Annotated in this window: 25 protein-coding genes; 15 read left to right on the top strand and 10 right to left on the bottom strand. The window is 67.5% G+C overall.

What is annotated here, in order from left to right; genetic code table 11:
- Window positions 1-7 precede the first annotated feature (7 nt).
- The 10 genes from FOB47_RS02930 (at window position 8) to FOB47_RS02885 (ending at window position 12,314) form a co-directional block, all read left to right on the top strand.
- Window positions 8-2,788, top strand: a complete 2,781-nt coding sequence (locus FOB47_RS02930) for a molybdopterin-dependent oxidoreductase (RefSeq protein ID WP_390884823.1) — start codon at window positions 8-10, stop codon at window positions 2,786-2,788.
- Between the two features lie 274 nt (window positions 2,789-3,062).
- The gene (locus FOB47_RS02925) at window positions 3,063-3,899 is read left to right on the top strand and encodes an IclR family transcriptional regulator (protein ID WP_174779899.1); all 837 of its coding nucleotides are present in this window, start codon (window positions 3,063-3,065) and stop codon (window positions 3,897-3,899) included.
- Between the two features lie 105 nt (window positions 3,900-4,004).
- Entirely contained in the window at window positions 4,005-5,057 is a 1,053-nt protein-coding gene (locus tag FOB47_RS02920) for a cyclase family protein (RefSeq protein WP_053824259.1), read from the top strand.
- Between the two features lie 95 nt (window positions 5,058-5,152).
- Entirely contained in the window at window positions 5,153-6,361 is a 1,209-nt protein-coding gene (locus FOB47_RS02915) for an ABC transporter substrate-binding protein (protein WP_174780837.1), read from the top strand.
- Between the two features lie 12 nt (window positions 6,362-6,373).
- Window positions 6,374-7,528 carry a thiolase family protein gene (locus tag FOB47_RS02910; RefSeq protein ID WP_174779898.1) on the top strand — a complete coding sequence of 385 codons (1,155 nt, stop codon included), beginning with the start codon at window positions 6,374-6,376 and terminating at the stop codon, window positions 7,526-7,528.
- Entirely contained in the window at window positions 7,528-7,935 is a 408-nt protein-coding gene (locus FOB47_RS02905; RefSeq protein WP_174779897.1) for a Zn-ribbon domain-containing OB-fold protein, read from the top strand. The genes FOB47_RS02910 and FOB47_RS02905 overlap by 1 nt, the downstream gene beginning before the upstream one ends.
- Before the next feature lie 185 nt (window positions 7,936-8,120).
- On the top strand, window positions 8,121-9,071 hold the full coding sequence (locus FOB47_RS02900) for a tripartite tricarboxylate transporter substrate binding protein (protein ID WP_232963433.1): 951 nt from the start codon (window positions 8,121-8,123) through the stop codon (window positions 9,069-9,071).
- 54 nt (window positions 9,072-9,125) lie between these two features.
- The gene (locus tag FOB47_RS02895; RefSeq protein ID WP_174779896.1) at window positions 9,126-11,222 is read left to right on the top strand and encodes an acetate--CoA ligase family protein; all 2,097 of its coding nucleotides are present in this window, start codon (window positions 9,126-9,128) and stop codon (window positions 11,220-11,222) included.
- Between the two features lie 85 nt (window positions 11,223-11,307).
- Window positions 11,308-11,778, top strand: a complete 471-nt coding sequence (locus tag FOB47_RS02890) for a MarR family winged helix-turn-helix transcriptional regulator (protein WP_174779895.1) — start codon at window positions 11,308-11,310, stop codon at window positions 11,776-11,778.
- A gap of 110 nt (window positions 11,779-11,888) precedes the next feature.
- Window positions 11,889-12,314 carry an organic hydroperoxide resistance protein gene (locus tag FOB47_RS02885; RefSeq protein WP_053824264.1) on the top strand — a complete coding sequence of 142 codons (426 nt, stop codon included), beginning with the start codon at window positions 11,889-11,891 and terminating at the stop codon, window positions 12,312-12,314.
- A gap of 47 nt (window positions 12,315-12,361) precedes the next feature.
- On the opposite strand, the gene FOB47_RS02880 is transcribed toward FOB47_RS02885, so the two are convergent.
- The gene (locus FOB47_RS02880; protein ID WP_174779894.1) at window positions 12,362-12,625 is read right to left on the bottom strand and encodes a hypothetical protein; all 264 of its coding nucleotides are present in this window, start codon (window positions 12,623-12,625) and stop codon (window positions 12,362-12,364) included.
- Between the two features lie 162 nt (window positions 12,626-12,787).
- Between FOB47_RS02880 and FOB47_RS02875 the strand changes: the two genes are divergently transcribed.
- Window positions 12,788-13,546, top strand: coding sequence for an AraC family transcriptional regulator (locus FOB47_RS02875; RefSeq protein ID WP_174779893.1), 759 nt, complete (start codon window positions 12,788-12,790; stop codon window positions 13,544-13,546).
- On the opposite strand, the gene FOB47_RS02870 is transcribed toward FOB47_RS02875, so the two are convergent.
- The 3 genes from FOB47_RS02870 to FOB47_RS02860 all read right to left on the bottom strand — a co-directional run bounded on the left by FOB47_RS02870 (window position 13,529) and on the right by FOB47_RS02860 (window position 16,450).
- Window positions 13,529-14,512, bottom strand: a complete 984-nt coding sequence (locus FOB47_RS02870; RefSeq protein ID WP_174779892.1) for a DMT family transporter — start codon at window positions 14,510-14,512, stop codon at window positions 13,529-13,531. The two genes, FOB47_RS02875 and FOB47_RS02870, sit on opposite strands and share 18 nt — an antisense overlap.
- Window positions 14,513-14,613: 101 nt before the next feature.
- Complete coding sequence (locus FOB47_RS02865; protein WP_174779891.1) at window positions 14,614-15,441, bottom strand: AraC family transcriptional regulator; 828 nt, start codon at window positions 15,439-15,441, stop codon at window positions 14,614-14,616.
- 13 nt (window positions 15,442-15,454) lie between these two features.
- Complete coding sequence (locus tag FOB47_RS02860) at window positions 15,455-16,450, bottom strand: phosphotransferase enzyme family protein (RefSeq protein WP_053824269.1); 996 nt, start codon at window positions 16,448-16,450, stop codon at window positions 15,455-15,457.
- Window positions 16,451-17,005: 555 nt separating this feature from the next.
- Between FOB47_RS02860 and FOB47_RS02855 the strand changes: the two genes are divergently transcribed.
- Entirely contained in the window at window positions 17,006-17,392 is a 387-nt protein-coding gene (locus FOB47_RS02855) for a VOC family protein (protein ID WP_174779890.1), read from the top strand.
- Window positions 17,393-17,409: 17 nt separating this feature from the next.
- Here the strand turns inward: FOB47_RS02855 and FOB47_RS02850 are convergent, their stop codons facing one another.
- Window positions 17,410-18,306 carry a LysR family transcriptional regulator gene (locus tag FOB47_RS02850; protein WP_174779889.1) on the bottom strand — a complete coding sequence of 299 codons (897 nt, stop codon included), beginning with the start codon at window positions 18,304-18,306 and terminating at the stop codon, window positions 17,410-17,412.
- A 196-nt stretch (window positions 18,307-18,502) separates the two neighbouring features.
- Here FOB47_RS02850 and FOB47_RS02845 point away from each other — a divergent pair, with 196 nt between their 5' ends.
- On the top strand, window positions 18,503-19,120 hold the full coding sequence (locus tag FOB47_RS02845; protein WP_174779888.1) for a nitroreductase family protein: 618 nt from the start codon (window positions 18,503-18,505) through the stop codon (window positions 19,118-19,120).
- Between the two features lie 10 nt (window positions 19,121-19,130).
- A complete protein-coding gene (locus FOB47_RS02840) occupies window positions 19,131-20,012 on the top strand; it encodes an EamA family transporter (protein WP_174779887.1) in 882 nt (293 codons plus the stop codon).
- Window positions 20,013-20,072: 60 nt separating this feature from the next.
- Here FOB47_RS02840 and FOB47_RS02835 read toward each other — a convergent pair whose 3' ends face one another.
- Window positions 20,073-20,243, bottom strand: coding sequence for a hypothetical protein (locus FOB47_RS02835; RefSeq protein WP_006576660.1), 171 nt, complete (start codon window positions 20,241-20,243; stop codon window positions 20,073-20,075).
- Between the two features lie 253 nt (window positions 20,244-20,496).
- On the opposite strand from FOB47_RS02835, the gene FOB47_RS02830 reads away from it, so the two are divergent.
- On the top strand, window positions 20,497-21,429 hold the full coding sequence (locus FOB47_RS02830; protein ID WP_244959264.1) for a DUF72 domain-containing protein: 933 nt from the start codon (window positions 20,497-20,499) through the stop codon (window positions 21,427-21,429).
- 7 nt (window positions 21,430-21,436) lie between these two features.
- Here the strand turns inward: FOB47_RS02830 and FOB47_RS02825 are convergent, their stop codons facing one another.
- The 4 genes from FOB47_RS02825 to FOB47_RS02810 are packed head-to-tail and all read right to left on the bottom strand — an operon-like array spanning window position 21,437 to window position 22,914.
- Window positions 21,437-21,658 (bottom strand): hypothetical protein, encoded by a 222-nt coding sequence (locus tag FOB47_RS02825; protein WP_174779886.1) that lies wholly within the window; start codon window positions 21,656-21,658, stop codon window positions 21,437-21,439.
- Between the two features lie 20 nt (window positions 21,659-21,678).
- Window positions 21,679-22,176, bottom strand: coding sequence for a DUF2514 family protein (locus FOB47_RS02820; RefSeq protein ID WP_174779885.1), 498 nt, complete (start codon window positions 22,174-22,176; stop codon window positions 21,679-21,681).
- The gene (locus FOB47_RS02815) at window positions 22,164-22,619 is read right to left on the bottom strand and encodes a lysozyme (protein WP_174779884.1); all 456 of its coding nucleotides are present in this window, start codon (window positions 22,617-22,619) and stop codon (window positions 22,164-22,166) included. The genes FOB47_RS02820 and FOB47_RS02815 overlap by 13 nt, the downstream gene beginning before the upstream one ends.
- Window positions 22,609-22,914, bottom strand: coding sequence for a phage holin family protein (locus FOB47_RS02810; protein ID WP_226994974.1), 306 nt, complete (start codon window positions 22,912-22,914; stop codon window positions 22,609-22,611). The genes FOB47_RS02815 and FOB47_RS02810 overlap by 11 nt, the downstream gene beginning before the upstream one ends.
- Window positions 22,915-22,998 lie beyond the last annotated feature (84 nt).

The following is a 22,998-nucleotide window of genomic DNA, read 5'->3' as shown; positions in this document are numbered from 1 at the left end:
GCAAGGTGTGAAACTCTCCGATATTCCAGTCGCTATCGCCGAAGACGCCGCGGCGCGGTCCAAGCCGGTGGCGAGCGTGCAGACGACCTGCCCCTACTGCGGCGTCGGCTGCGGCGTTCGCGCGCAGCGGCACGCCGACGGCACCGTCGAGGTCGCCGGCGATCCGTCGCATCCCGCCAATGCGGGACGGCTGTGCGTCAAGGGTTCGGCACTGGCCGAAACCGTCGACCTGAACGACCGCCTGCTGCATCCGCAATTGCGCGCGGCCGACGGCACGCTGCGGCAGGCGTCATGGGACGAGGCGCTCGACCGTGCAGCCTCGGGCCTGCGCGACATCATCGCGCGCCATGGCCCCGAATCTGTCGCCCTCTATGTTTCCGGGCAACTGCTGACCGAGGACTACTACGTCGCCAACAAGCTGATGAAGGGCTTCATCGGCACGGCCAATATCGACACCAACTCGCGGCTGTGCATGTCGTCGGCCGTGGCCGGCCACAAGCGCGCGTTCGGCGAGGACATCGTGCCCGGCTGCTACGAGGATCTCGATCTGGCCGATCTGGTGGTGCTGGTCGGCTCGAACACCGCGTGGTGCCACCCGATCCTGTTCCAGCGGCTGGCCAGGGCCAAGGCCGAACGCCCGCAGATGAAGCTGGTCGTGATCGATCCGCGCCGCACCGCCACCTGCGATCTGGCCGACCTGCACCTGCCGGTAAAACCGGGCACCGACGTCTGGCTGTTCAACGGCCTGCTGCATCATCTGCATCGCCAAGGCGCCATCGATGCGCAGTTCGTGCAGGCGCATACCGATGGTGACGACGCGCTGGCGGCCGCATTGCAGGCCGCCGCGGGCGAGGCCGATCTGGCTGCCGTCGCCCGTGCCTGCAAGATCGATCCGGCCGATCTGCTGACCTTCTATCAGTGGTTTGCCGGCACGCCGCGCGTGGTCACCGCGTACTCGCAGGGCGTCAACCAATCGTCCGCGGGCACCGACAAGGTCAACAGCATCATCAATTGCCACCTGTTGACCGGCCGCATCGGCAAGCCGGGCATGGGCCCGTTCTCGCTGACCGGCCAGCCGAACGCGATGGGCGGGCGCGAGGTCGGCGGCCTGGCCAACATGCTCGCCGCCCATCTGGAGCTGACCGAGCCACGCCATCGCGAGCTGGTGCAGACCTTCTGGGACGCACCGGCCATCGCCGATCGTCCCGGCCTGAAGGCCGTCGAACTGTTCGAGGCGATCGAGCAGGGCCGCATCAAGGCGGTGTGGGTGATGGCCACCAATCCGGTAGTCAGCCTGCCCGACGCCGACCAGGCCCGCCGCGCGCTGCAGCGCTGCGAACTGGTGATCGCGTCGGACATCGTCACCCGCACCGATACCAACGACAGCGCGCATATCCTGCTGCCGGCGCTGGGTTGGGGCGAAAAGGACGGCACGGTGACCAATTCGGAGCGGCGCATCTCGCGCCAGCGCGCATTTCTTGCCGCGCCCGGCGAGGCCCGCGCCGACTGGTGGATCGTCTGCCAGGTGGCGCGCCGCATGGGCTTTGCCGGCTTCGACTATGGTTCGCCGCGCGAGATCTTCGACGAGCATGCGCGGCTGTCGGCGTACCGAAATCAGGGCGGCAGCGAAGGCACGGTCCCGCGCGCCTTCGACATCGGCGGCCTCGCCGGCCTCGACGCGCAGGGCTACGACGCGCTGCAACCGGTGCAATGGCCGGTGCGGGCGGAAGGCGCCGGCACGGCACGCCTGTTCGCCGACGGCGGCTTCTCGCATCCGGATCGGCGCGCGCGCTTTGTCGCCACCGCGCCGCGCAAACCGGTGCACGCGACCGACGAGGACTATCCGCTGATCCTGAACACCGGCCGCGTGCGCGACCAGTGGCACACGATGACCCGCACCGGCAAGTCGGCGCGCCTGGCCGAACACCTGCCCGAACCCTTCGTCGACATGCACCCGCAGGATGCACTGCTGTGCGGCGTCGGCGAGGGCCGCCTCGCGCGGGTGTCGACGCGCTGGGGTGCGATGGTGGTGCGCGTGCGCCATGGCGGCGGCATTCCGCGCGGCAGCGTGTTCGTGCCGATCCACTGGAATGGGCGGTTCAGCTCCGATGCGCGCGTCGGCGCGCTGGTCAATCCGGTGGTCGATCCGGTGTCCGGCGAACCCGAGTTCAAGCACACCCCGGTCCGTATCGATCCTTTCCCGGTCTCGTGGCACGGCTTCGCGCTGGCGCGCGACACGCTGGACTGCGGTGCGCTGACCTGGTGGACGCGCGTGACGGGCCGGCAATTCCAGCGCTACGAATTCGCCGGCCGCGAGTCGGTGGCCGATCGCGCCGCCTGGGCGCGCCAACTGCTCGGCGCGGCCGACCCGGAAGCGGACTGGATCGAATACGAGGACCGCTCCGCCGGCATCTACCATGCCGCCCTGGTGGTCGACGACCGGCTCCAGGCCTGCGTCTATGTCTCGACGCGGCCCGACGTGCTGCCGGCACGGGCCTGGCTCGGCAGCCTGTTCGCCAAGGACCTGCTGGATGACGAGGACCGCATCGGCCTGCTGATCGGCCAGGCGGCCCAACCCGGCGCCGATGCCGGCCCGACGGTCTGCTCCTGCTTCGGCGTCGGGCGCAATACCATCTGCGACGCGATCCGCCAGCACGGCCTGCGCAGCGCGGCCGAGATCACCGCCTGCGTCAAGGCCGGCGGCAATTGCGGTTCGTGCGTGCCCGAACTGAACGCGCTGCTGGCCGCGGCGAAGGTCGATCGGGATGAGCCGGTGTTTTCGGGATAGGTGTTGCCGTCGAACCCGCGGCCCGTTGTCGCGCCTGATGATTCCAGCCAGCTTTCTTCGGATCCGGAATTCCGGACATTTCTCCGCCCCTGCCGGCGAATGTCCGGTAAAGCGAACACGGCCGACACATCGGCCGAGCGTCGTTGCGAGTCCGCCAATCGAGTTTCACGCGGCGAAACTTTGATGCGTCGCAAAATGACGCAGCCCTGTGGTCGCCCTATAACGGCATCTGCGGTTTCATTCCGCAAAATGACCAGAACAGGGAGACGGCCGGATGACGACGCAGGGATCGTCGCTGCGCAAGGCTTGCCAGCTGCTACGGGCGCTGTCGGATCCGCGTAATACGCGGCTGACCGACCTGGCGCACGCGTCGGGCGTCGACAAGGCGTCGGCGCTGCGGTTGCTCGACACGCTGGCGGCCGAAGGGCTGGTTTCGCGCGACCCCGCTACCAAGGCCTTCAGTCCCGGCCCCGAATGGCTGGTGCTGCGCGCGGCCGCGCTGCGGCGCCTCGACATGCGGCCCATGGCCCGTCCGGCGCTGATCCGCCTCGCCTGCGCGTTCGAGGACACCGCGATCCTGTCGGTGCCGAGCGGCTGGGAATCGGTCTGCACCGAGCTGCGCTTCGGCAATTTTCCGATCCGCGCCAACTATCTCGATATCGGCAGCCGCCGCCCGCTCGGCGTGGGCGCCGGCAGCCTGGCCTTGCTGGCCGCCCTTCCCGACGACGAAATCGAGGCGGTACTGCGCTGCGGGGCGCCGGCACTGAAGCGTTATCCGCGGCTGAGCACGGCGGCGCTGCTGCGCCATGTCGAGGCGACGCGCGAGCGCGGCTACGCGGTGCTGCTCGATGTGGTGGTCGAGCGCATGGGCGGCATCGCGATCGCGTTGCCGGGCCCCGACGGCTATCCGCTCGGGGCACTGAGCATCGCCGCGCTGAACGAGCGCATCACCGAACGGGAGGCCGCGATGGCCAAGGCGCTGCGGCGCGAGGCCGACGGCATCGTCGCCCATCTGGGCGCCATCGAGGCGTCGCAGCCCGACCGCTGGCCGCACCGTGGCGCCGCCGCGCGCACGGCGGCTGCCGCGCTGTCGCCAGCCGATACGCCGTAATCGAGTCCGCCCCGCAATGCCGGCGGGCTGCCGCCGCAAACGCCGGCCACGCAAAGGACATCCCGAACAACAACAAGGAGGACCACCGACATGGAGACATCAGGCATGCGCTGGAAACAACGTCCCGACGGTTCGACCTGGGGCGACTTCGGCCCCGACGACCAGATCGGGCGGCTCAATCTGATCGGCGCCGAGCAGGTACGCAAGGCTGCGCAGGAGGTCCAGGCGGGCCTGAGCTTCTGCCTGTCGCTGCCGCTGGACTATCCCGGCGGCAACAAGCTCAATCCGCGCCGCCATCCGCCGGTGCTGCGTCCCACCTTCCGCGACGACCTGCCCTACGTCAATTTCCCGCTCGCCAAGGTCGACCCCAAGGCCACCGACGTGATCAGCGACGACCAGGTGCTGCTGTCGCTGCAGTACTCGACGCAATGGGATTCGCTGGCCCACGTCGGCGCGCTGTTCGATGCCGACGGCGACGGCCGCCCCGAGCGGGTCTACTACAACGGCTATCGCGCCAACGAACATATTGTCGGACCGGTCGACTATGCCGACGACGATCACTTCGCCGCCCACGGCTGCAATCACGAACACAGCGAGGCGCGCGCGCTCGGCATCGAGAACTTCGCCGTCAAGGGCATGCAGGGCCGCGGCGTGCTGGTCGATCTGGCGCACTGCTATGGCACCGACTTCCGCGATATCGGCTACGACGAGCTGATGCGGGCGATGGAAGCGGACCGCGTCGAGGTCGAGCGCGGCGACATGCTGCTGCTGCGCACCGGCTTCGCCGAGGTGGTGCTGTCGATGCGGCGCGAGCCCGACGAGAACGTGCTGCACCACAGCTGCAGCGCGCTGAACGGACGCGACGACAAGCTGCTGCAGTGGATCACCGATGCCGGCATCGCCGCGCTGATCGCCGACAACTACGCGGTCGAGCGCTATCCGGCGCAGCCCGCCAGCGGTCCGGGTCCGCATCCGCTGCTGCCGCTGCACCACCACTGCCTGTTCAAGCTTGGCCTGCCGCTGGGCGAGCTCTGGTATCTGCGCGAACTGGCGCAATGGCTGCGCGAGCACGGCCGCACCCGCTTCATGCTGACGGCGCCGCCGCTACGCCTGCCCGGGGCGGTCGGTTCGCCCACCACACCGATCGCCACCGTCTGAGCGGCGACACCAACGATCCGGAGGAGACACACGATATGAAGCCGTTTTCCGCACGCCGGCGCATTGCCGGCCCTGTTTCGCGCGCATTTGCCGGCATGCTGGGCGCATGCGCGCTGTCGCTCGGCGGCACTGCCTACGCCCAGACGCAGACAAAGGCCACCGTCTCCGACGATCTGGTCAAGGTTGGCCTGATTCTCGACATGAGCGGCCTGTATGCCGACGTGACCGGCCGCGGCAGCGCCACCGCCGCGCAGATGGCGATCGACGACTTCGGCGGCAAGGTGCTGGGCCGCAAGATCGAGCTGGTGGTCGCCGATCATCAGAACAAGGCCGACATCGCCGCCAACAAGGCGCGCGAATGGTTCGACACGGACCGCGTCGACGCGATCCTCGATGTCGCGGCGTCCGCGCCCGCGCTCGCCGTGCTCGAAGTCGCCAAACAGAAGAACCGGATCGTGGTGTTCTCGGGCCCCGGCACCGAGCGGCTGACCAACGATCTGTGCACGCCGATCTCGGTGCATTACGCCTACGATACCTATGCGCTCGCCAACACCACCGCCCGCGCGATGGTCCAGCGCGGCGGCAAGAGCTGGTATTTCCTGACTGCCGACTACGCGTTCGGTCACACGCTGCAGGACTCGGCCACCACCGTGGTCAACGAAACGGGCGGCAAGGTGCTCGGCGCCGCGCGCCATCCGATCGGCGCCAGCGACTTCGCCTCCTATCTGCTGCAGGCGCAGGCCAGCAAGGCGCAGGTCGTGGGCCTTGCCAACGCGGGCGGGGACTCCGTCAACGCGATCAAGGCCGCACACGAGTTCGGCCTGACGCGCGACAACAAGCAGAAGCTGGCCGGCCTGCTGCTGTATATCAACGACATCCATGCAATCGGCCTGAAGACCGCGGCGGGCCTGGTGCTGACCGAGGCGTTCTATTGGGACATGAACGACGCCACCCGCAAATGGTCGCGCCGGTATTTCGACAAGCTCAGGAAGATGCCGAACATGAGCCAGGCGGGCGTCTACTCGTCGGTAATGCACTATCTGAAGGCCGTGCAGGCCGCCGGCACCGACGAAACCGCCGCGGTGATGAAGCAGATGAAGGCGATGCCGATACAGGACTTCTTCACATCCAACGGCCGTATCCGCGAGGACGGACGCATGGTGCATGACATGTACCTGTTCGAGGTGAAGACGCAGGCCGAGTCGAAGTACCCGTGGGACTACTACAAGGTGCTTGCGACGGTGCCCGGCGACCAGGCGTTCATCCCGCCGTCGAAGTCGAAGTGCCCGCTGCTGAAGCGCTGACATGGGCCGGACATGAGCGAATCGACGCAACGCGCCGCCTGGTTGCGCGGCACCGGCAATACCCGCTTCGGCAGGCTGCCCGGCAGCACGCCGCTGACGCTGATGGCACAGGCCGCCGATGCCGCGCTGGCGGAAGCCGAGCTGTCGCGCGGCGACATCGACGGCGTGCTGTGCGGTTACGCGACCACGTTGCCGCATCTGATGCTGGCCGACCGCTTGTGCGAATATGCCTCTCTGCAACCCGCCTATGCGCACGGCATGGCCGCCGGCGGGGCCACCGGCGGAGCGATGGCGATGCTGGCGCGCGAGCTGGTGCGCTCCGGCCGCTGCCGCCATGTGCTGGTGGTGGCCGGCGAAAACCGCCTGAGCGGACAGAGCCGCGACCAGTCGGTGCAGACGCTGGCCCAGGTCGGCGAGCCGCAGGTCGAGGTGCCGAACGGCGCCTCGGTGCCGGCGTACTACGCACTGCTGGCCTCGCGTTATCTGATGGAAACCGGCCTGCCGCGCGACGCCCTGGCGGACTTCGCGGTGCTGATGCGCAAGCATGCGGCCACGCATCCCGACGCGCATCTGCGCGAACCGCTGACCGCGGCCGCCGCCTGCGCCGCCAAGCCGGTGGCGACGCCGCTGCTGCTGTCGGACTGCTGCCCGATCTCCGATGGCGCGGTGGCGCTGGTGGTGTCGGCGGAGCCGGGATCCGGTCGGCAGGTGCGGATCGCCGGCGCGGGGCAGGCGCACCGCCATCAGCATCTGTGCGCCATCGACAGCGTGATGACGACCGGCGCCGGGGACGCGGCCACGCGTGCGCTCGCGGAGGCCGGCATCGGTGTCGACCGGCTCGACTATCTGGCGATCTACGACTCGTTCACCATCACGCTGCTGATGCTGCTCGAAGAAATCGGCGTGGCGCCGCGCGGTGGTGCGCATGCGCGGCTGCTGGCCGGGCACTTCGATATCGATGGCGCGCTGCCGCTCAATACCCATGGCGGCCTGCTGGCGTTCGGCCATTCGGGCGTCGCGGGCGGGCTGATGCATCTGGCCGAGGCGACGCGGCAACTCGCGGGGCGTGCCGGGGACCGCCAGATCGGTCCGCGTCGCCGCGCGCTGTTCCATGCCGATGGCGGCGTGCTGTCTTCCCATGTCAGCCTGGTGCTGGAGGCCCTGTAATGCCGAGCTCAGCCAATTCCGCCGATGACGTCCTGCCCCAGGGGCGTCATCCCTATGCCGAGGGTCTGGAAGCGGGCCGCGTTCGCTATCAGTCCTGCGGCGACTGTGGCACGGCGCAATCGCTGGAGCGCCATGCCTGCCAGCGCTGCGGCAGTGTCCGGCTCGCGTGGCGCGACGCCGCCGGAAGTGCCACCGTCTACGCGGTGACCGAGGTCGCGCGGGCGCCGGACGACACCTTCCGCGCACTGGTTCCCTACACGCTGGTGCTGGCCACGCTCGACGAAGGGCCGCGGGTGATGGGCCATGCCGAGCCGGGCGTTGCGATCGGCGACCGCGTGCGCGCCGGGTTCTTCCGGCATGGGGAACGGACGCTGTTGCGATTTCAGCAGGAGCAGCGGCGGGAATAGCGGCAAGAGCAGCGCAGAGCGGCGGCGGAAATGCGGCGCTGCGGCTTGCCTGCAAGAAGGCGCTGCCCAAGCACGACAACAACCAGATGGAGACACCTATGCAGCCGAATCAACAGCATCGGCGGGCCGCGCTCGCCCGTCCGTTTTCCTCTACCAGGCGGCCGGTCCTGCGCGCGCTGCTGCCGATGCTCGCGCTGGGCACCCTGTGCGCCGTGTTGCCGCGGCCTGGCCATGCGGAAACCTGGCCCGCAAAACCGATCCGGATGGTCGTGCCCTATCCGCCCGGCGGTCCCACCGACATCGTCGCGCGCGTGGTGGGGCAGAAGCTTGGCGAGCGGCTCGGGCAACCGGTGGTCGTCGAGAATCGGCCGGGTGCCGGCGGCAATATCGGCGCGGAGGCCGTCGCCAAGGCAGCGCCGGACGGCTACACCGTGCTGGTCGCCACCACCGCGCATGCAATCAACATGACGCTGTTTCGCAAGCCTGGCTACGACACGCGTCGCGACTTCGCGCCGGTCAGCCTGCTGACGCGCGGTCCCCTGGTGCTGGTCACCGCGCCGTCGACGCCGGCGCGCAATGTCGCCGAATTGATCGCGCTTGCCAAGGCCAAGCCCGGTCAGGTGACCTTTGCCAGTTCCGGCAATGGCCAATCGACCCATCTGTCGGCGGAGCTGTTCAACGCGATGGCCGGCGTGCGCATGACCCACGTGCCGTACAAGGGCAGCGCGCCAGCGCTGACCGATGTGATCGGCGGCCAGGCCACGGTGATGTTCGACACGATGCTGTCGGCGATGCCGTTCGTGCGCGACGGCAAGCTCAAGGCGCTGGCCGTGACGAGCGGCAAACGCTCGCCCGCGGCGCCCGATGTGCCGACGATTGCCGAGTCCGGCCTGGCCGGCTACGAGGCCACCGCGTGGAACGCGCTGCTGGCGCCGGCCGGCACGCCGGCCCCGGTGATCGAAGCGCTCGGCAAGGCGCTGCGGACCGTACTCGACGATGCCGAGGTCCGCTCGCGTTTCGCCACGCAGGGCTTCGGCGCGGAATGGACGTCGCCCGACGCCACGGGCCGTTTCCTCGGCGCCGAGATCGACAAATGGGCAGGCGTGGTCAAGACGTCCGGGGCGACGATCGACTGACCGCTCGCATTACGCAACCGACCGATATTCAGGACAAGGACAAAGGACAACGACATGCCGGCTTCTCTCCCCCGCGGCCTGCAGGCCCTGCTGACGCCGCGCTCGATCGCGGTGATCGGTGCATCGGACCATATCCACAAGATCGGCGGCCGGCCGATCCACTACATGCAGCAGCACGGCTACCGCGGCACGCTGTATCCGATCAATCCGCAGCGCGACACGATCCAGAGCCTGCGCAGCTACGCCTCGCTGGACGCGCTGCCCGAAGCGCCGGAACTGGCCATCGTCGTGGTGGCCGGCGAGGCTGCGGTGCAGGCTGTCAGCGACTGCGCGCGGCTCGGCGTGGCGGCAGCCATCGTGATCGCCTCGGGCTTCGGCGAAGCGGGCGAGGAAGGCCGGCGCCAGCAACAGAAGATGGTCGATATCGCGCGCGCGGGGGGCCTGCGCATGGTCGGACCGAACAGCCAGGGCCTGGCCAATTTCGGCAGCGGCGCGATCGCCAGCTTCTCGACGATGTTCATCGAAGTACCGCCGCAGGATGGCCCGGTCGCGGTGATCAGCCAGAGCGGCGGCATGGGCGCGATGGTCTACGGCCTGCTGCGGCACCAGGGCATCGGCGTGCGCCATATGCATGCGACCGGCAATCAGGCGGACGTCACCGTCAGCGACCTGGCACTGGCCGTCGCGCACGATGATGACGTGCGGCTGATGCTGCTGTATCTGGAGACGCTGAACGATCCGGCCACGCTGGCGCAGGCCGCCGCGGTGGCGCGGGCGCGCGGCGTGCCGATCGTCGCGGTCAAGGCCGGGCGCACCAGCGCGGGCCAGCGCGCGGCCGCCTCGCACACCGGGGCGCTCGCCAACGAGGACCGCGCCGTCGATGCCTTCCTCGCCCATCACGGCATCTGGCGCGTCGACGACGCCCATGCCCTGGCGCGCTGCGCGCCGCTGTATCTGCGCGATTGGCGCCCGCAGGGCCGTGGCCTGGTGGTGGTCAGCAATTCCGGCGCCAGTTGCGTGATGGCGGCCGATGCCGCCGAATCGTGCGGACTGTCGATGGCCCCGCTGGCGGCGCAGACCCAGTCCGCGCTGGCAGAGCGCCTGCCCGGCTTCGCCGCCACCGCCAATCCGGTCGACGTGACCGCCGCCCTGCTGACCAACAGCGCGTTGTTTGGCGATGTGTTGCCGGTGATCGCCGGCGACGCGGCGGCCGATATGGTGCTGCTCGATATTCCGGTGGCGGGCATGGGCTACGACATCGAACGCTTTGCCGCCGATGCCGCGGCCTTTGCCGATACCAGCGGCAAGCCGATCGTGGTCGCGGCGTGGCAGCAGAGCGTGGCCGCCCCGTTCCGGCAGCGCGGCGTACCAGTCTATGCCAATGCCGGCGAGGCGCTGCCGGCGCTGAGCCAGTGGCGCAGGCACCGGTTGCGGCTGGCGGAGCTGGTCGCGCGTCCGCCGGCACCGCCGGCCGCGGCCGCGCCCGATGTCTCGTCGCCGTCGGCCACGTTGAGCGAAGCGGCCAGCCTTGCGAGGCTGGCGCAGGCCGGCGTTCCCGTCGTCGCACATCGCCTGTGCCGCAGCGCCGAAGAGGCGGTGGCGGCCTGGCGTGCGCTCGGCGGGCCGGTCGCGGTCAAGGCCTGCGCCGCCGCGGTGCCGCACAAGAGCGAACACGGGCTGGTGGCACTCGGCTGCAATGACGCCGCTTCGATCGTCGCGGCATTCGATCGCCAGATGGCCACGCTGGCCGGCATGGGCGTCGAGGCCGAGGGCGTCATCGTCGCGGCGATGGTGCGCGGCCAGCGCGAATGCATGATCGGCGCGCACTGGGACCCTGTGTTCGGCGCCGTGCTGGTGGTCGGCGACGGCGGCAAGTATGTCGAGGTGCTGCGCGACACCGCGGTACTGCTGGCCACCTGCGAGGAAGACGATGTCGCCCGCGCGCTGCGGACGCTGCGCATCGCCCCGCTGTTGGCCGGCGTGCGGGGCGATGCGGCCGTGGACCTGCCCGGCCTGTGCCGCACCGCGGTGGCGGTCGGCAGGATGGTCCACGCCGCCGCCGGCGCGATCCGTTCGGTCGACCTGAACCCGGTGATGGCAAGCCCGGACGGCGTGGTGGTGGTCGATGCGTTGATGGAGGTGGCGGGCTGAATGGTGGCGGCGGGATTCTCGAACGAATTCCGTCGCACAAATAAATTTCTTGCTATTCAATCGCGCACGATCTATATTCCGTTTCATGAACGCCGCATCGAACGCCCGAATCGACCCTGCCACCGCGCTGTTGCTGGACCGGCAGTTCTGCTTCTCGGTCTATTCGGCCTCGCTGGCGCTGAACAAGCTGTACCGCAAACTGCTGCGCCCGCTGGGCCTGACCTATCCGCAATACCTGGTGATGATGGTGCTGTGGGAACAGGACGGGCTGACGGTGTCGGAGATCGGGGCCCGGTTGAATCTGGACTCGGCCACGCTGACGCCGCTGCTCAAGCGCCTCGAGACGCAGGAACTGGTGTCGCGGGCCCGTGCGGCGGCGGACGAGCGGCAGGTCATCGTCAGTCTGACCAAGGCCGGCCGCGCGCTGAAGACGCAGGCCGGCAAGGTGCCGGAGTCGGTGTTGTGCGCGTCGGCGTGCAGCGTCGAGGAACTGACCAGCCTGAAGCGCAAGCTCGATAGCGTGACGGCGAGGATTGCCCAGAACGCGGCCGACTGAGCCGCAAGGGCGACGACGCCGTCTTGCCTTGGCGGATTTATATCGCGCGCTATGTAATAGCGCACTATATTGAAGTGGAACCCCGAAGTACAACCCTGAAGGAGCCAACCATGTCGATCGAAAAAGTCCTGTACCGCGCCCAAGCCCAAGCCACCGGTGGCCGTGACGGCCGTGCCGTCTCGTCCGATGGTGCGCTCGAGGTCAAGCTGAGCACGCCGCGCGAACTGGGCGGCGCTGGCGGTCCCGGCACCAACCCCGAGCAACTGTTCGCCGCCGGCTACTCGGCCTGTTTCCTCGGCGCCCTGAAGTTCGTCGCCGGCCGCGAGAAGATCGCGCTGCCCGCGGACACCACGATCACCGGCAACGTCGGCATCGGTCAGATTCCCACCGGCTTCGGCATCGAGGTCGAGTTGCAGATCTCGATTCCCGGCGTCGCGCGCGACACCGCACAGGCGCTGGTGGACAAGGCTCACGTCGTCTGCCCGTATTCGAACGCGACGCGCGGCAACATCGACGTGCGGCTGACGCTGGTCTGATCTACACCCGCAGCCGCATCCAGCCGGCACAGGGCCGCGGCGTGCGCTCACGCGCCGCCGCGGCCTTGTGCGATCAGCTCGCGCAGTTGGGGATCGCGCGGCTCGAGCACGTCGAACAGACCCAGCGCGTTCAGCGCCGGGATCAGCGCGATCAGGTCTTCTTTCGCCGCGGCACGGCTCTTGTCGGACTGCGCCGGATCGGACAGCACGCGCCAGCTCGCGAGGAACGCGCCGACACTGCCCTTGCGTACGGTGATGCCGTTTGCCTGCACGGTATCGATATGGTCCGGCAGCATGGTTTCCGGCTTCATGCGCGGCCTCGGCTGTTGCGCACAAACGATCGGGATGGCGTGGCAGATGACATCGAATGGCTCCGTGGTATTGGCGATACAGCCAGTCTAGAGCCGCTCCATCTTGCCCGCTAACGCTAGAATGCCAGGTGATATTCCAATCGGGCCACCATTCGATCGATCGTGTCGCTGAAGCAAATCCGCCAGCTGTCGCATGCCGGCATCCGCGAGCGCCGTCGGCATCGGCATGAACTAGGACAGTTGTTCACGATCCAGTCCGGCGTGGTCGCCATCGAGGCCGAGGGCGGCCGCTGGGTCATGCCGACCGGCTGCATCGCATGGATCCCACCGGGAATGATGCATGGCGCGAGCGTGCAGGCGGGCATGACCGGCACCGGCCTGTATTTCGACGGCGCGTGGAGCCGTGCCGCGATGCCGGACACGGTCAAGGTGGCAAGGCTGTCGCCGCTGCTGGACGCGCTGCTCGCGGCGCTGACCGGCGATGCGGCGCCCACCGGCACCGCCCTCGAGCACTACCTGGCCGTGTTCGCCGATGCGTTCGCGCGCGAGCCGGCGCAGACGCTGTTCCTGCCGATGCCGCGCGAGCCTCGCCTCGCGCGGATGGCGGCGCGAATGGTAGCCGCGCCGGACGACAACACCGATCTCGATGGCTGGGCCGCACGCATCGGTATGAGCCGCCGCACGCTGACGCGGCGCTTCCAGTCCGAGACCGGCTGGACCATCGTCCAGTGGCGGCAGCAGATGCGGTTGCTGGCGGCGATGGAGCGCCTGGCCGCCGGCGACAGCGTCACGGCGATTGCGATCGATCTTGGCTATGCCAGCGTCAGCAGCTTTATCGCGATGTTCCGCCGCTACCTCGGCACGACGCCGCGGGCGTATATGCCCGTGGACGGCGCCGCGCGCTCACGGCCGCTGCGCTAGCCCGCACTTGCGGCCGCCACTGCGGTTGCAAGTGCGGTCGCACCTGCGCTGCCGGCGCCCCGCCGCGCGTGGCGCCCCGGAATTGCGCCTGCCGGCCAGCACCAGGCTCAGCACGGCCACCACCACACAGCCGATGCCGACCAGTTGGCTGAAGCCGACCGGCTCGCCCAGCAGCAGAAACGCCATCGCGACGGCCGATATCGGCGCCAGCGCGGTGAACAGCGACGCCTCGGTGCCGCTGGTGCGCGCCGAGCCCGCATACCAGAGCACGAAGCCCGCCACGGTCGGCACCAGCGCGTAGTACAGCACGGCCGTCAGCGCGCCGCTTGGCAGCCCATGCCGCCATGGCGCCTCGAACAGCAGTGCCGGAACGATCGACGCCGCGAGGCCGATCGCCGTCATCACGGTCGACAGGGCCAGCGGTTGCAGCGGTTGGCGCAGCCGCTTGTTCAGCAGAATGAACAGGCTCTCGCAGACCACCGCGCCCATCACCAACGCGTTGCCAAGCCACGTTCCCCGACCGCCATCGGCACCCTCTCCCGGCACCGCCACCGCGACCACGCCCGCGGTCGCCAGTCCAATGGCCAGCAGCAAGGCCACGCCAGGGCGCTCCTTCAGCACGACGATCGAGACCAGCGCCGATACCACCGGCAGCGTGCCGATGATCACGCCGGCGTCAGCGGCGGATGTCATCCGCAGGCCCGAGATCAGCAAGGTGGTATAGCCGACGCTGCCCGCCACCGCCTGCAGGACCAGCAGCAACCGGTCGCCACGGCCGATGGCCGGCAGGCGCGTCCCGGTCAGCTTCATCAGCAGCAGAAAGCCGGGCAATGCGATGGCAAACCGCAGCGCCGTCGCGGTAAACGGCGGCAGCCCCGCGGCGATGACCTTGCTGGCAATGACGGTACTGCCGACCAGGATCATGGCCAGCGCCAGATAGAAATAACCTTCGGTCTTGTCGGACATGGCCGCCTCCGCATCGTTGGATGCCTAAGGCTAGGCCGCGGCATGGCAGGCGTCTTGAACGAAATTGCAGCGGCGGGGAGGCCGTCTTCAGGCGGTGCCCGTCAGCGCAACGACCGCCCGGTGGCGATGGCGGCATAGGCGCTGGGCGACAGGCCGTATTTCCGCACGAAGATGCGCGTCATATGGCTCTGATCGGCAAACCCGCTGCCGATCGCCGCCTCGGCCAGCGGCCGGCCGCACGCGATCAGGCGGCGCGCGAGATCGATCCGCCGCTGTACTAGATAGGCATGCGGCGTCAGCCCGGTGGCACGGTTAAAGGCGCGCAGCACCTGGAAGCGGCTCAGGCCGCTGGCCTTGGCGAGATCGTCCAGCGACACGGGAACCGAAGGATCGTCGTCGATACGCGCCAACGCATGGGCGATCGCCGCGGGCGTGCCCTCGCCCTCCCGCAAGCCGTGCCGGCAATCCATCGTCCGCGCCAGCAGCAGCATCAGAAGGCTGTCGCGACGCAAGGCAGCATCCGCTGCATCGCCGCTTGTCATCGCATCGAACAATTGCAGGAAGACGGCGGCCGAGGTCCGATCGCTGAGCACTGGAAGCCGAAATTCCCCAAGCCGCGCGGCCCCTTCGCTCACATCGTGACAGACCGGGGCAACGACCTCGGGGTCGAAATACAGGATGCGCCAGGAACGCCCGGCCTCGTCCAGCGGCATGCCGTCGTGCACCTCGCCGGGATTGACCGTAATGATGTCCCCCGCCACCGCCTGAACCTCGCCTCGCCCGCTGGCCGAGCGCTGCGCGCCACGTTCGACCACGCCAATGCCGAACTGTTCGTGCGTATGGCGGGCGAAGCGGTGCCGCGAGCTGGCCTGGACGGCGAGCACGCCGGGCAACGCACAAGGGAGGGGCTGGAACTGGCCGGCAGGCATGGCGAAAGAACGATCAATACTCCGGCGTGCGGAGCGACAGCCAGGCCTTCATCAATTGCACTTGCTGCTCGAGCCAGGAACGCGGGATCCTTTCTGAACCCCATTCATGGCTTCGACTCGCATACTCGCCGATGTACCAGACATGTCGCACCACCACAAAGGCCATGATCGCGTCGAAATCGACCTTGGAGACTGGACAAACCGAGCGGTATCCACGCATGTAGGACTTCCAGTTCTCCTCGAGCCGCGGCTTGTCGGCGCTCATCCGTTGCAGGATGGACCACAGGTAAACTGCCAGGTCGTACGCCAGGAAACCGGGGCCCGCGTCGTCAAAATCGAAGAATGCTGCCTCTGGCACGCCATGAACGCGCTCCATGATGACGTTGTTGCCTCCGTGACAGTCGCCGTGGCAATGGACCTTGGACAGGCGCCTCAAGTCGCCCAACTTGTCGACCGCGGCAATCGCAATGTGCGAGAAATGACCGCGCAATTCATGGTCCATCGTCGGCGCTTCCAATATGGCTTTCAGCGGCAGGTCCAACAAATGTGGCAGTTCCAGGTCGTACAGGCTTGCCGGCCCGCGATAGCCGCGGCCCGAGACATGAAGGATTGCCAGCCCTCTGCCAAGCAATTCGGCGTTGGCGGCATCCTGAGATGGGGCAATGCCTTGAAGATAGTCGAATGCGACCAGATGACGAACGCCCTCCGTTGCCGGGACGGCCACCGACATCTGCCCTTCCACCGTCTGCCAAGGCACGCATACCAACGCCCCGGCGCCCGCAAGATGTAACAGCAAGGCGGTTTCATATCCGATATTGGGCTCGCCGCGCGCTCGCCGGCTGCTCAGCCGAGCCACTCCATGCCGACCATCGTGAAGCCTGACCTCGTACACATCATTGAAGCCACGGCGCAAGAGACTGCATGCGGCGGTAGCGCCGCCATAAGCCCTCTCGACGATCCGGGCGATTTCCTCGGCAGCGACTGTCGAGTAAACGGCGCGCACCAGCATTTCGATCGCTCTCCCACTTTAGCCAATGACAAGGAGTGCGCATGGCGTGATTTGCTGCGATGCGTGATAAGGATCAGGTCGGCGATCGCACGCCTGCGTCTCGGTGATCGAATGCGCGGTGGCAGAATCGATCTGCTTCGACAGACGCACTTCCATGATCGGAAAGCCCGCCTGCCAATGGTCGGCACCAATCGTACACGACAGCCGCTGTGTTGGCCTTGGATGGTTCGGGTCCGCTTCATGAAGGGGACTGGCTCACTCCCCGCCGGCCTGACCGAGAAGCAAGCGGATTGGACGTTCCGGGTAGTTGCCGGTCGATGAGGATGCCGACTGCGCGCTCGCCAGCGGCGCGGCGACGGTCAGCGCCAGGCAGGCGCAAAGCCGGCGCAAGGAAGAAGACAGGTCATGGGGCGCAGCCGTCTGTGGTGGGGGTCGGACAGGACGAAGCCAGTCCAGGACGGCTTGCCCTCCCCCTGCGGCATGGCTGCCTTGAACGCAGGTTAAGGGTCGCAGGCCCGATGCGAGCCATCGTGTCGCGCCCGAACGGAGACGACGATGACGATCGAACTGGATCACCTGATGGTGCCCGCGCGCGACAAGATCGCGGCGGCGAAGCAATTGGCGCAGCTGCTGGGCGTGCCGTGGTCGGAAACCGGCATCGGGCCGTTCTGCCCGGTCTACCTGAACGAAGGCCTGACGCTCGATTTCGATCAATGGGAAGAGCCGTTCCCGCGCATCCACTATTGCTTCCGGGTCGGCGAAGAGGAATTCGACCGCATCCTTGAGCGCATTCAGGCGGCCGGCATTGCCTACCGAAGCAAAGTCCATGGCCCGGTCGATCATGCGGTCGATACCTGGCAAGGCGGGCGCCTTGTCTACTGGAACGAGCCCGACGGGCATCAATGGGAAATGCTGACCGTCAGCTACGCGCGCCAGCCCTGAAGCCAGTCCTCGACATTTCAGCCCAGCGTCTCGATCAGAAAATCGACGAAGGCGCGCACCTTCGCGTTGAGATACCGCCGCGACGGATAGACCGCATAGACATGCGTCTCGACGGTGGTCCATTCGTCCAATACGGTGACCAACCGCCCCTGCTCGATGTCGTCGCGGACATAGATCCACGGAATCAGGCTGATGCCGAAGCCCGCCCGCAGCGCCTCGCGCACCGCGAGACTCGACGTGACCTTGTAGCGGCCATCGATCGGCACGTCGACCTGGACATCTCCCTGCGCGCTGCTCCTTCGAAAGCTCCATAGCCTGGCGTGGCCCGACAAGCTGAACTGCACGCATTCGTGCTGACGCAAGGCCTCGGGGGAATCCGGCACGCCATGCCGCGAAAAGTACGCCGGCGCGCCGCACAGCACGTGTGTCATCGACATCAGCTTGCGCGCGACCAGGCTGGAATCCTCGAGCTTGTCGCTGCCGCGAATGGCGACGTCGAAGCCCTCCTTGACCAGATCGACGCGGCGATCGTCTAGGCGCAGGTCCAGGGACAACTGCGGATAGCGGCACAGGAACTGCGGGATCGCATCGGCCAGTTGCGTCAGCGTCAGCGACATCGGCGCGCTGACGCGCAGCGTGCCGGTCGGCTCGCCCTGCATCGGACCGAGCGCGCGGTCGGCCTCGTCGAGGTCGTCGAGAATCCGCGCAATCTGCGTGTAGTACTGCTGGCCGGCCTCGGTCAGGCTCAGCCGCCGCGTCGTCCGATGGAGCAACCGCGTCGACAGATGCGCTTCCAGCTCGCCAATGTTCTTGCTGACCGCCGCCGGCGACAGGCAAAGCCGCCGTGCCGCCGCGGCAAAGCTGTTGCGCTCGACGACTTCCCGAAATACGCGCAGCGCCGTCAGATGGTCCACCGTCGACTCGCCTCGATTATTCACCAGCAGTAAAGATTGTGGTGAGCATATCGCATATTTCAACGCGCGAGGAGCGCAATTAATCTTGCAGCGTGAATAAACGGCATCCAGATGACTGCCCAAAACACCGTCTGAACGGCCATTGCGCCGAGCGCGGCACCACGACATCCAACGAACTTTCGGAACCAGAACGACCATGAGCCATCCCGTGATCGATGCCATCGAGCAACGCATCTCCGCCAATTTCTTCGATGCCGCCCGTCCGCTGTCCGACGCGCAGATCGAAGCGCTGACCGCGCTGGCAACGCGTGCCCCCACCGCCTACAACCTGCAGAACTGGCGCTTCATCGCGGTGCGGACCGCCGAAGCCAAGGCACGGCTGCGCGCGGTGGCATGGAACCAGCCCAAGGTTACCGACGCGGCGGTCGTCTTTATCGTCTGCGGCGTGCTGGCCGATCCGGCCGCGCTGGCGCAGCGCCTGCAGCCTTCGGTGGAAGCTGGCTTGATGCCCGCCGGCATGGTGCAGACCTGGGTCGACGCGGCGCGTGGCCAATATCTGGAGCGGCCGCAGAGCCGGCGCGATGAAGCGATTCGCAGCGCATCGCTGGGCGCCGCGACGTTGATGCTGGGCGCCCAAGGCATGGGCCTGGCGACCGGGCCGATGACCGGCTTCGATCCCGAGGGCGTGGCCCGCGAATTTGCGCTGCGGCCCGACGAAGTGCCGGCCATTCTGGTCGCGGTCGGCCACGCGGCGCCGGGCAACTGGCCGCAAAAGCCGCGCCGGCCGCTGGCCGAAGTGCTGGATTTCGCCTGAGGCGCCCACCATGAACCGCACCACCGACCTGCTGCTGACGGGCCTGGCCCCGGCGATCTGGGGCAGCACCTATGTCGTCACGACCGGACTGCTGCCCGACGGCTATCCGCTGACGGTAGCCATGCTGCGCGCCCTGCCCGCCGGCCTGCTGCTGTTGCTGTGGGTCCGCCAATTGCCGCAGCGCGGCTGGTGGCTGCGCGTATTGGTGCTCGGCGCACTGAATTTCTCGGTGTTCTGGGCGATGTTGTTCGTCAGCGCCTATCGCTTGCCGGGCGGCGTGGCCGCGACGCTGGGCGCCGTGCAACCGCTGATCGTGATCCTGTTCTCCCGGCTGCTGCTCGGCAGCGCGATCCGGCCCGTTGCCGTGATCGCCGCGATCGGCGGCATGGTGGGCGTGGCACTGCTGGTGCTGACGCCGAAGGCCGCGCTCGACGCCACCGGCGTGGCCGCCGGCCTGCTGGGCGCCGCGTCGATGGCGCTCGGCACCGTGTTGACGCGCCGTTGGCAGCCGCCCGTTTCCGCGCTGACCTTCACCGCATGGCAACTGGTGGCCGGCGGCATCCTGCTGCTGCCGGTGGCGCTGTGGGTGGAACCGCCGCTCGGCCAGCTGACGCAGGCCAATGTGGCCGGCTTTCTCTATCTGGGATTGATCGGCGCCGCGCTGACCTATGTGCTCTGGTTTCGCGGCATCGCGCGGCTGGAGCCGTCGGTGGTGGCGCCGCTGGGATTTCTCAGCCCGCTGAGCGCGGTGCTGCTGGGATGGGTCTTGCTGGATCAGTGGCTCAGCGCGCCGCAATTGGCGGGCATGGTGCTGGTGCTCGCCAGCATGTGGTTGAGCCAACGCGCGGCGGCGGTCCGGACGGTGGCGCCGCCGCTGCGGCAGTCGCCCTAGCCCCGCCCGCAGCGGCCGAACCGCCGGGATCCGGCTGGATGGGCCGCGTGCCTGGCGCCGTTATGACGGGTCCTTGGTACGGGTGCGCGACACCGCGCCCATGATGCCAAGACCCAGCACGATCACACAGGCGATCGCCACGTAGGTCTCCGGCACGCCGGCCGTGATCAGGCCCCACGCAATGCCGCCGACGAGGATCAACAGTCCAATCAGGAATAGTGCAAACGACATAACCCAGCTCCTGGCAATTGCCGCGCGTTGCCGTGATCGGCTGCGGCTTAAGTGCAATGTAGGGGCCATGCCGCACAGCAGGGATCGGTCGGCAACGGAGACTCGCGTAGGCCGGTTCCTACGCGCGCGGTGGATGTCGCGACACCTGTTATTTGCCGGCATTCGCCTATGATCGTCCCATATCGATCATTCGTCGCCCAGCGAGGCCATCGCCACGACGCAAGGCGAATCGGCCCCTCGCCGGCGCAATCCGATGACTATTCGAATCGGCATCTCGGGATGGCGTTACGAGGGCTGGCGTGGCGTCTTCTATCCGAAGGGACTGGCCCAGGCGCGCGAACTCGAATTCGCTGCGCGCGCCGTCGACACGATCGAGATCAACGGCTCGCACTATTCGTTGCAGACCATCGGCAGCTATCGCGCCTGGTACGAGGCCACGCCGCCGGGCTTCGTCTTCGCCGTCAAGGGGCCGCGCTATCTGACCCATATGCTGCGCTTCCGCGACGAAAAGGCGCTGCCCGCACTGGCCAACTTCTTTGCCTCCGGCGTGCTGGCATTGCAGGAAAAGCTGGGCCCCTTCCTGTGGCAATTTCCGCCGAATTTCAGCTTCAAGGCCGAACGGCTGGAGCGCTTTCTGGCAATGTTGCCTCGCACCACCGACGAAGCGAGGAAGCTCGCCGGCCAGCACGATGGCCGCGTCAAGCAGCCCTGGTTCGAGCCGACGCGCAAACGACGGCTGCGGCATGCCATCGAGATCCGCCACGCCAGCTTCTGCACGCCGGAATTTCCCGCGCTGCTGCGCAAGCATCGCGTCGCGCTGGTGGTTTCCGACGCAGTGGCCGACTGGCCCTACGTCGAGGACGTGACCGCCGATTTCGTCTATCTGCGGCTGCACGGCACGGAGACCCTGTATGGCGGCGCCTATTCGGACCGCGCGCTCGATCGCTGGGCCGATCGCTTGCGCGCATGGGGCGGCGGTGGCGAACCCGACGACGCGAAGCGCATCTCGCCGATCAAGGCACGCAAGGCGGGGCGGCGCGACGTGTACTGCTCTTTCGGTATAAGGCGTCGAGCAACAATTTACCGTTTAAAGTCAACGACTTACCGGAAAAATGGCCTGCCAAAACCAGGTGCAAAAACGGCCAGATACGTCCTAATAGAATCAGATACTTACGCGACGTTTTGAACAGCGGTCAGTCCACCCCGGGCTCACGGCTGAAGTGCTCGCAGGTCACGAGCCCCGGGCACAGCTCCTCGATCGGGCACTCGTACTTCAGGTACCAAGCACGATAGGCGTAGACGGTATAGATGCGCGGCTTCGAGCAGCGGTAGCACGGGCCGTCCGGGATGCGATCGTAGACTGGCTGCTGGGGGAATTCGAAGTCGTGGGCGTACGGCATGACTGCACTGTACAAAAATACAGTGCGTTTGGCTTCTACCTATGGAGTGCGTCGCTCCGGCTCAGCGCGTCGTAAGCGCGTTCACAGGCTTGCCCGGCGATCCGGGCGGCGTCAGCATATTCAGCCAGGATTCCCGCTCGGCGGTCAGCGCGGCTGAGCACGTCGGCAAGCACTCCGAGGGTATCGCCGGCTGCCTCGCCTCCGCTGGCACCGGCGGGATGGCGGGCGGGCCGGCCGGCAGCGACGAGCTCGGCGACACGCTGGCGCAGCTGGCCAGCAACAGCATCAGCGGCGCGAGCATCAGCGCGCGCCTTGTCGGCTTCCTGTTTCGCAGCATTGGCAATCTCCGATTGAGCCGCGATGCGGCGTTGTTCTTCGGCGCGAGCCCGGTCAGCGGCCTTGACCTGATCGACCGCGGCCGCGCGCCGAATCTCGGCTATCTCGGCGTCCTTGCCTCGGGCGGTGAACTCGGACCCAACCAGGAACGCCAGCGCGAGCGCCGCCACAGCGGCGATGATTTTCACCCAAGGCATAGCGCCCTCTCCTGCTCCCGGCGGTTGACCAGCCCGGGCAGCTTCACGCCCTTGGCATAGATCCACCGCGGCAGTTCGTTGCACGCGCCCACGTAGTCCCCTGCATTGAGCTTGCGCACCAGCGTCGAGCCGCAGAACTTGCCCCGCCCGACGTTGTAGGCGAACGACACCAGCGCGGTCCGCTGTCCTTCGCTGAGCGGCACGCGAACGCACGAGTTCACGCCGGCATTCGCCTCCAGCAGGTCCTTCGCCAGCAGATCGTCGCACTGCTCGCGCGTGTACACCTGGCCGAGCCGGACGCCCTTGGTCGCCCCGAAGCAAGCCGTTGGGATGCCGACAGGATCGAGGTAAGCCGTCTGGCGTAGACCCTCGAATGCAGCCACCAGCGGGACGGCGGCAGCAATGCCGGCCGCAATCAGCCGCGTGCGAAGGTCAGAGTTCATGACTGCCTCCAAGCGCTCGCATGCGCGCCGCGTGTTCCTCCACCTCTCGCCTGTCTTTGCGCCGGATGTACCAGGCGTTGAAGCCGAACGTGAGAAGCGCCGTGACGATACCGACGATGATTCCGATATCGGTCAGCGTCAGAGACGCGCCGATCGAGACGACCGATCCGGCGTAGCCGGTGGCTTCAACGGGAGTAGGCAGCCGCATGTAGACCCCGAAAAAAGAAAAGCCCGCTCTGCGGCGGGCTGGTGAATGAATATCTTGACGACGTACCCTTTGGGTACTATGATTCATGGCACTGAGCTGCGCACCCCGTGCGGTTCGACACTCCGAAAGGAAAGCCGAAAATGAAAGTCCTCTTTCGCGCGTTTGCTCGCG

Origin of the sequence: Cupriavidus gilardii (assembly GCF_013347325.1) — a bacterium.
Lineage (GTDB): Bacteria > Pseudomonadota > Gammaproteobacteria > Burkholderiales > Burkholderiaceae > Cupriavidus > Cupriavidus gilardii.
The sequence above is the reverse complement of the archived record's forward strand: the minus strand, read 5'-3'. Positions and strand labels throughout refer to the sequence as shown.

Excerpts from the sequence above, each read along its gene's own strand:
- FOB47_RS02925 (WP_174779899.1), top strand. The coding sequence starts at position 3,063 with ATGACGACGCAGGGATCGTCGCTGCGCAAGGCTTGCCAGCTGCTACGG.
- FOB47_RS02815 (WP_174779884.1), bottom strand. The coding sequence starts at position 22,619 with ATGAACTCTGACCTTCGCACGCGGCTGATTGCGGCCGGCATTGCTGCC.
- FOB47_RS02920 (WP_053824259.1), top strand. The coding sequence starts at position 4,005 with ATGCGCTGGAAACAACGTCCCGACGGTTCGACCTGGGGCGACTTCGGC.
- FOB47_RS02830 (WP_244959264.1), top strand. The coding sequence starts at position 20,497 with ATGACTATTCGAATCGGCATCTCGGGATGGCGTTACGAGGGCTGGCGT.
- FOB47_RS02810 (WP_226994974.1), bottom strand. The coding sequence starts at position 22,914 with ATGAATCATAGTACCCAAAGGGTACGTCGTCAAGATATTCATTCACCA.
- FOB47_RS02870 (WP_174779892.1), bottom strand. The coding sequence starts at position 14,512 with ATGTCCGACAAGACCGAAGGTTATTTCTATCTGGCGCTGGCCATGATC.
- FOB47_RS02860 (WP_053824269.1), bottom strand. The coding sequence starts at position 16,450 with ATGCTGGTGCGCGCCGTTTACTCGACAGTCGCTGCCGAGGAAATCGCC.
- FOB47_RS02845 (WP_174779888.1), top strand. The coding sequence starts at position 18,503 with ATGAGCCATCCCGTGATCGATGCCATCGAGCAACGCATCTCCGCCAAT.
- FOB47_RS02895 (WP_174779896.1), top strand. The coding sequence starts at position 9,126 with ATGCCGGCTTCTCTCCCCCGCGGCCTGCAGGCCCTGCTGACGCCGCGC.
- FOB47_RS02905 (WP_174779897.1), top strand. The coding sequence starts at position 7,528 with ATGCCGAGCTCAGCCAATTCCGCCGATGACGTCCTGCCCCAGGGGCGT.
- FOB47_RS02835 (WP_006576660.1), bottom strand. The coding sequence starts at position 20,243 with ATGTCGTTTGCACTATTCCTGATTGGACTGTTGATCCTCGTCGGCGGC.
- FOB47_RS02880 (WP_174779894.1), bottom strand. The coding sequence starts at position 12,625 with ATGAAGCCGGAAACCATGCTGCCGGACCATATCGATACCGTGCAGGCA.
- FOB47_RS02890 (WP_174779895.1), top strand. The coding sequence starts at position 11,308 with ATGAACGCCGCATCGAACGCCCGAATCGACCCTGCCACCGCGCTGTTG.
- FOB47_RS02910 (WP_174779898.1), top strand. The coding sequence starts at position 6,374 with ATGAGCGAATCGACGCAACGCGCCGCCTGGTTGCGCGGCACCGGCAAT.
- FOB47_RS02820 (WP_174779885.1), bottom strand. The coding sequence starts at position 22,176 with ATGCCTTGGGTGAAAATCATCGCCGCTGTGGCGGCGCTCGCGCTGGCG.
- FOB47_RS02865 (WP_174779891.1), bottom strand. The coding sequence starts at position 15,441 with ATGCCTGCCGGCCAGTTCCAGCCCCTCCCTTGTGCGTTGCCCGGCGTG.
- FOB47_RS02885 (WP_053824264.1), top strand. The coding sequence starts at position 11,889 with ATGTCGATCGAAAAAGTCCTGTACCGCGCCCAAGCCCAAGCCACCGGT.
- FOB47_RS02840 (WP_174779887.1), top strand. The coding sequence starts at position 19,131 with ATGAACCGCACCACCGACCTGCTGCTGACGGGCCTGGCCCCGGCGATC.
- FOB47_RS02855 (WP_174779890.1), top strand. The coding sequence starts at position 17,006 with ATGACGATCGAACTGGATCACCTGATGGTGCCCGCGCGCGACAAGATC.
- FOB47_RS02900 (WP_232963433.1), top strand. The coding sequence starts at position 8,121 with ATGCTCGCGCTGGGCACCCTGTGCGCCGTGTTGCCGCGGCCTGGCCAT.
- FOB47_RS02915 (WP_174780837.1), top strand. The coding sequence starts at position 5,153 with ATGCTGGGCGCATGCGCGCTGTCGCTCGGCGGCACTGCCTACGCCCAG.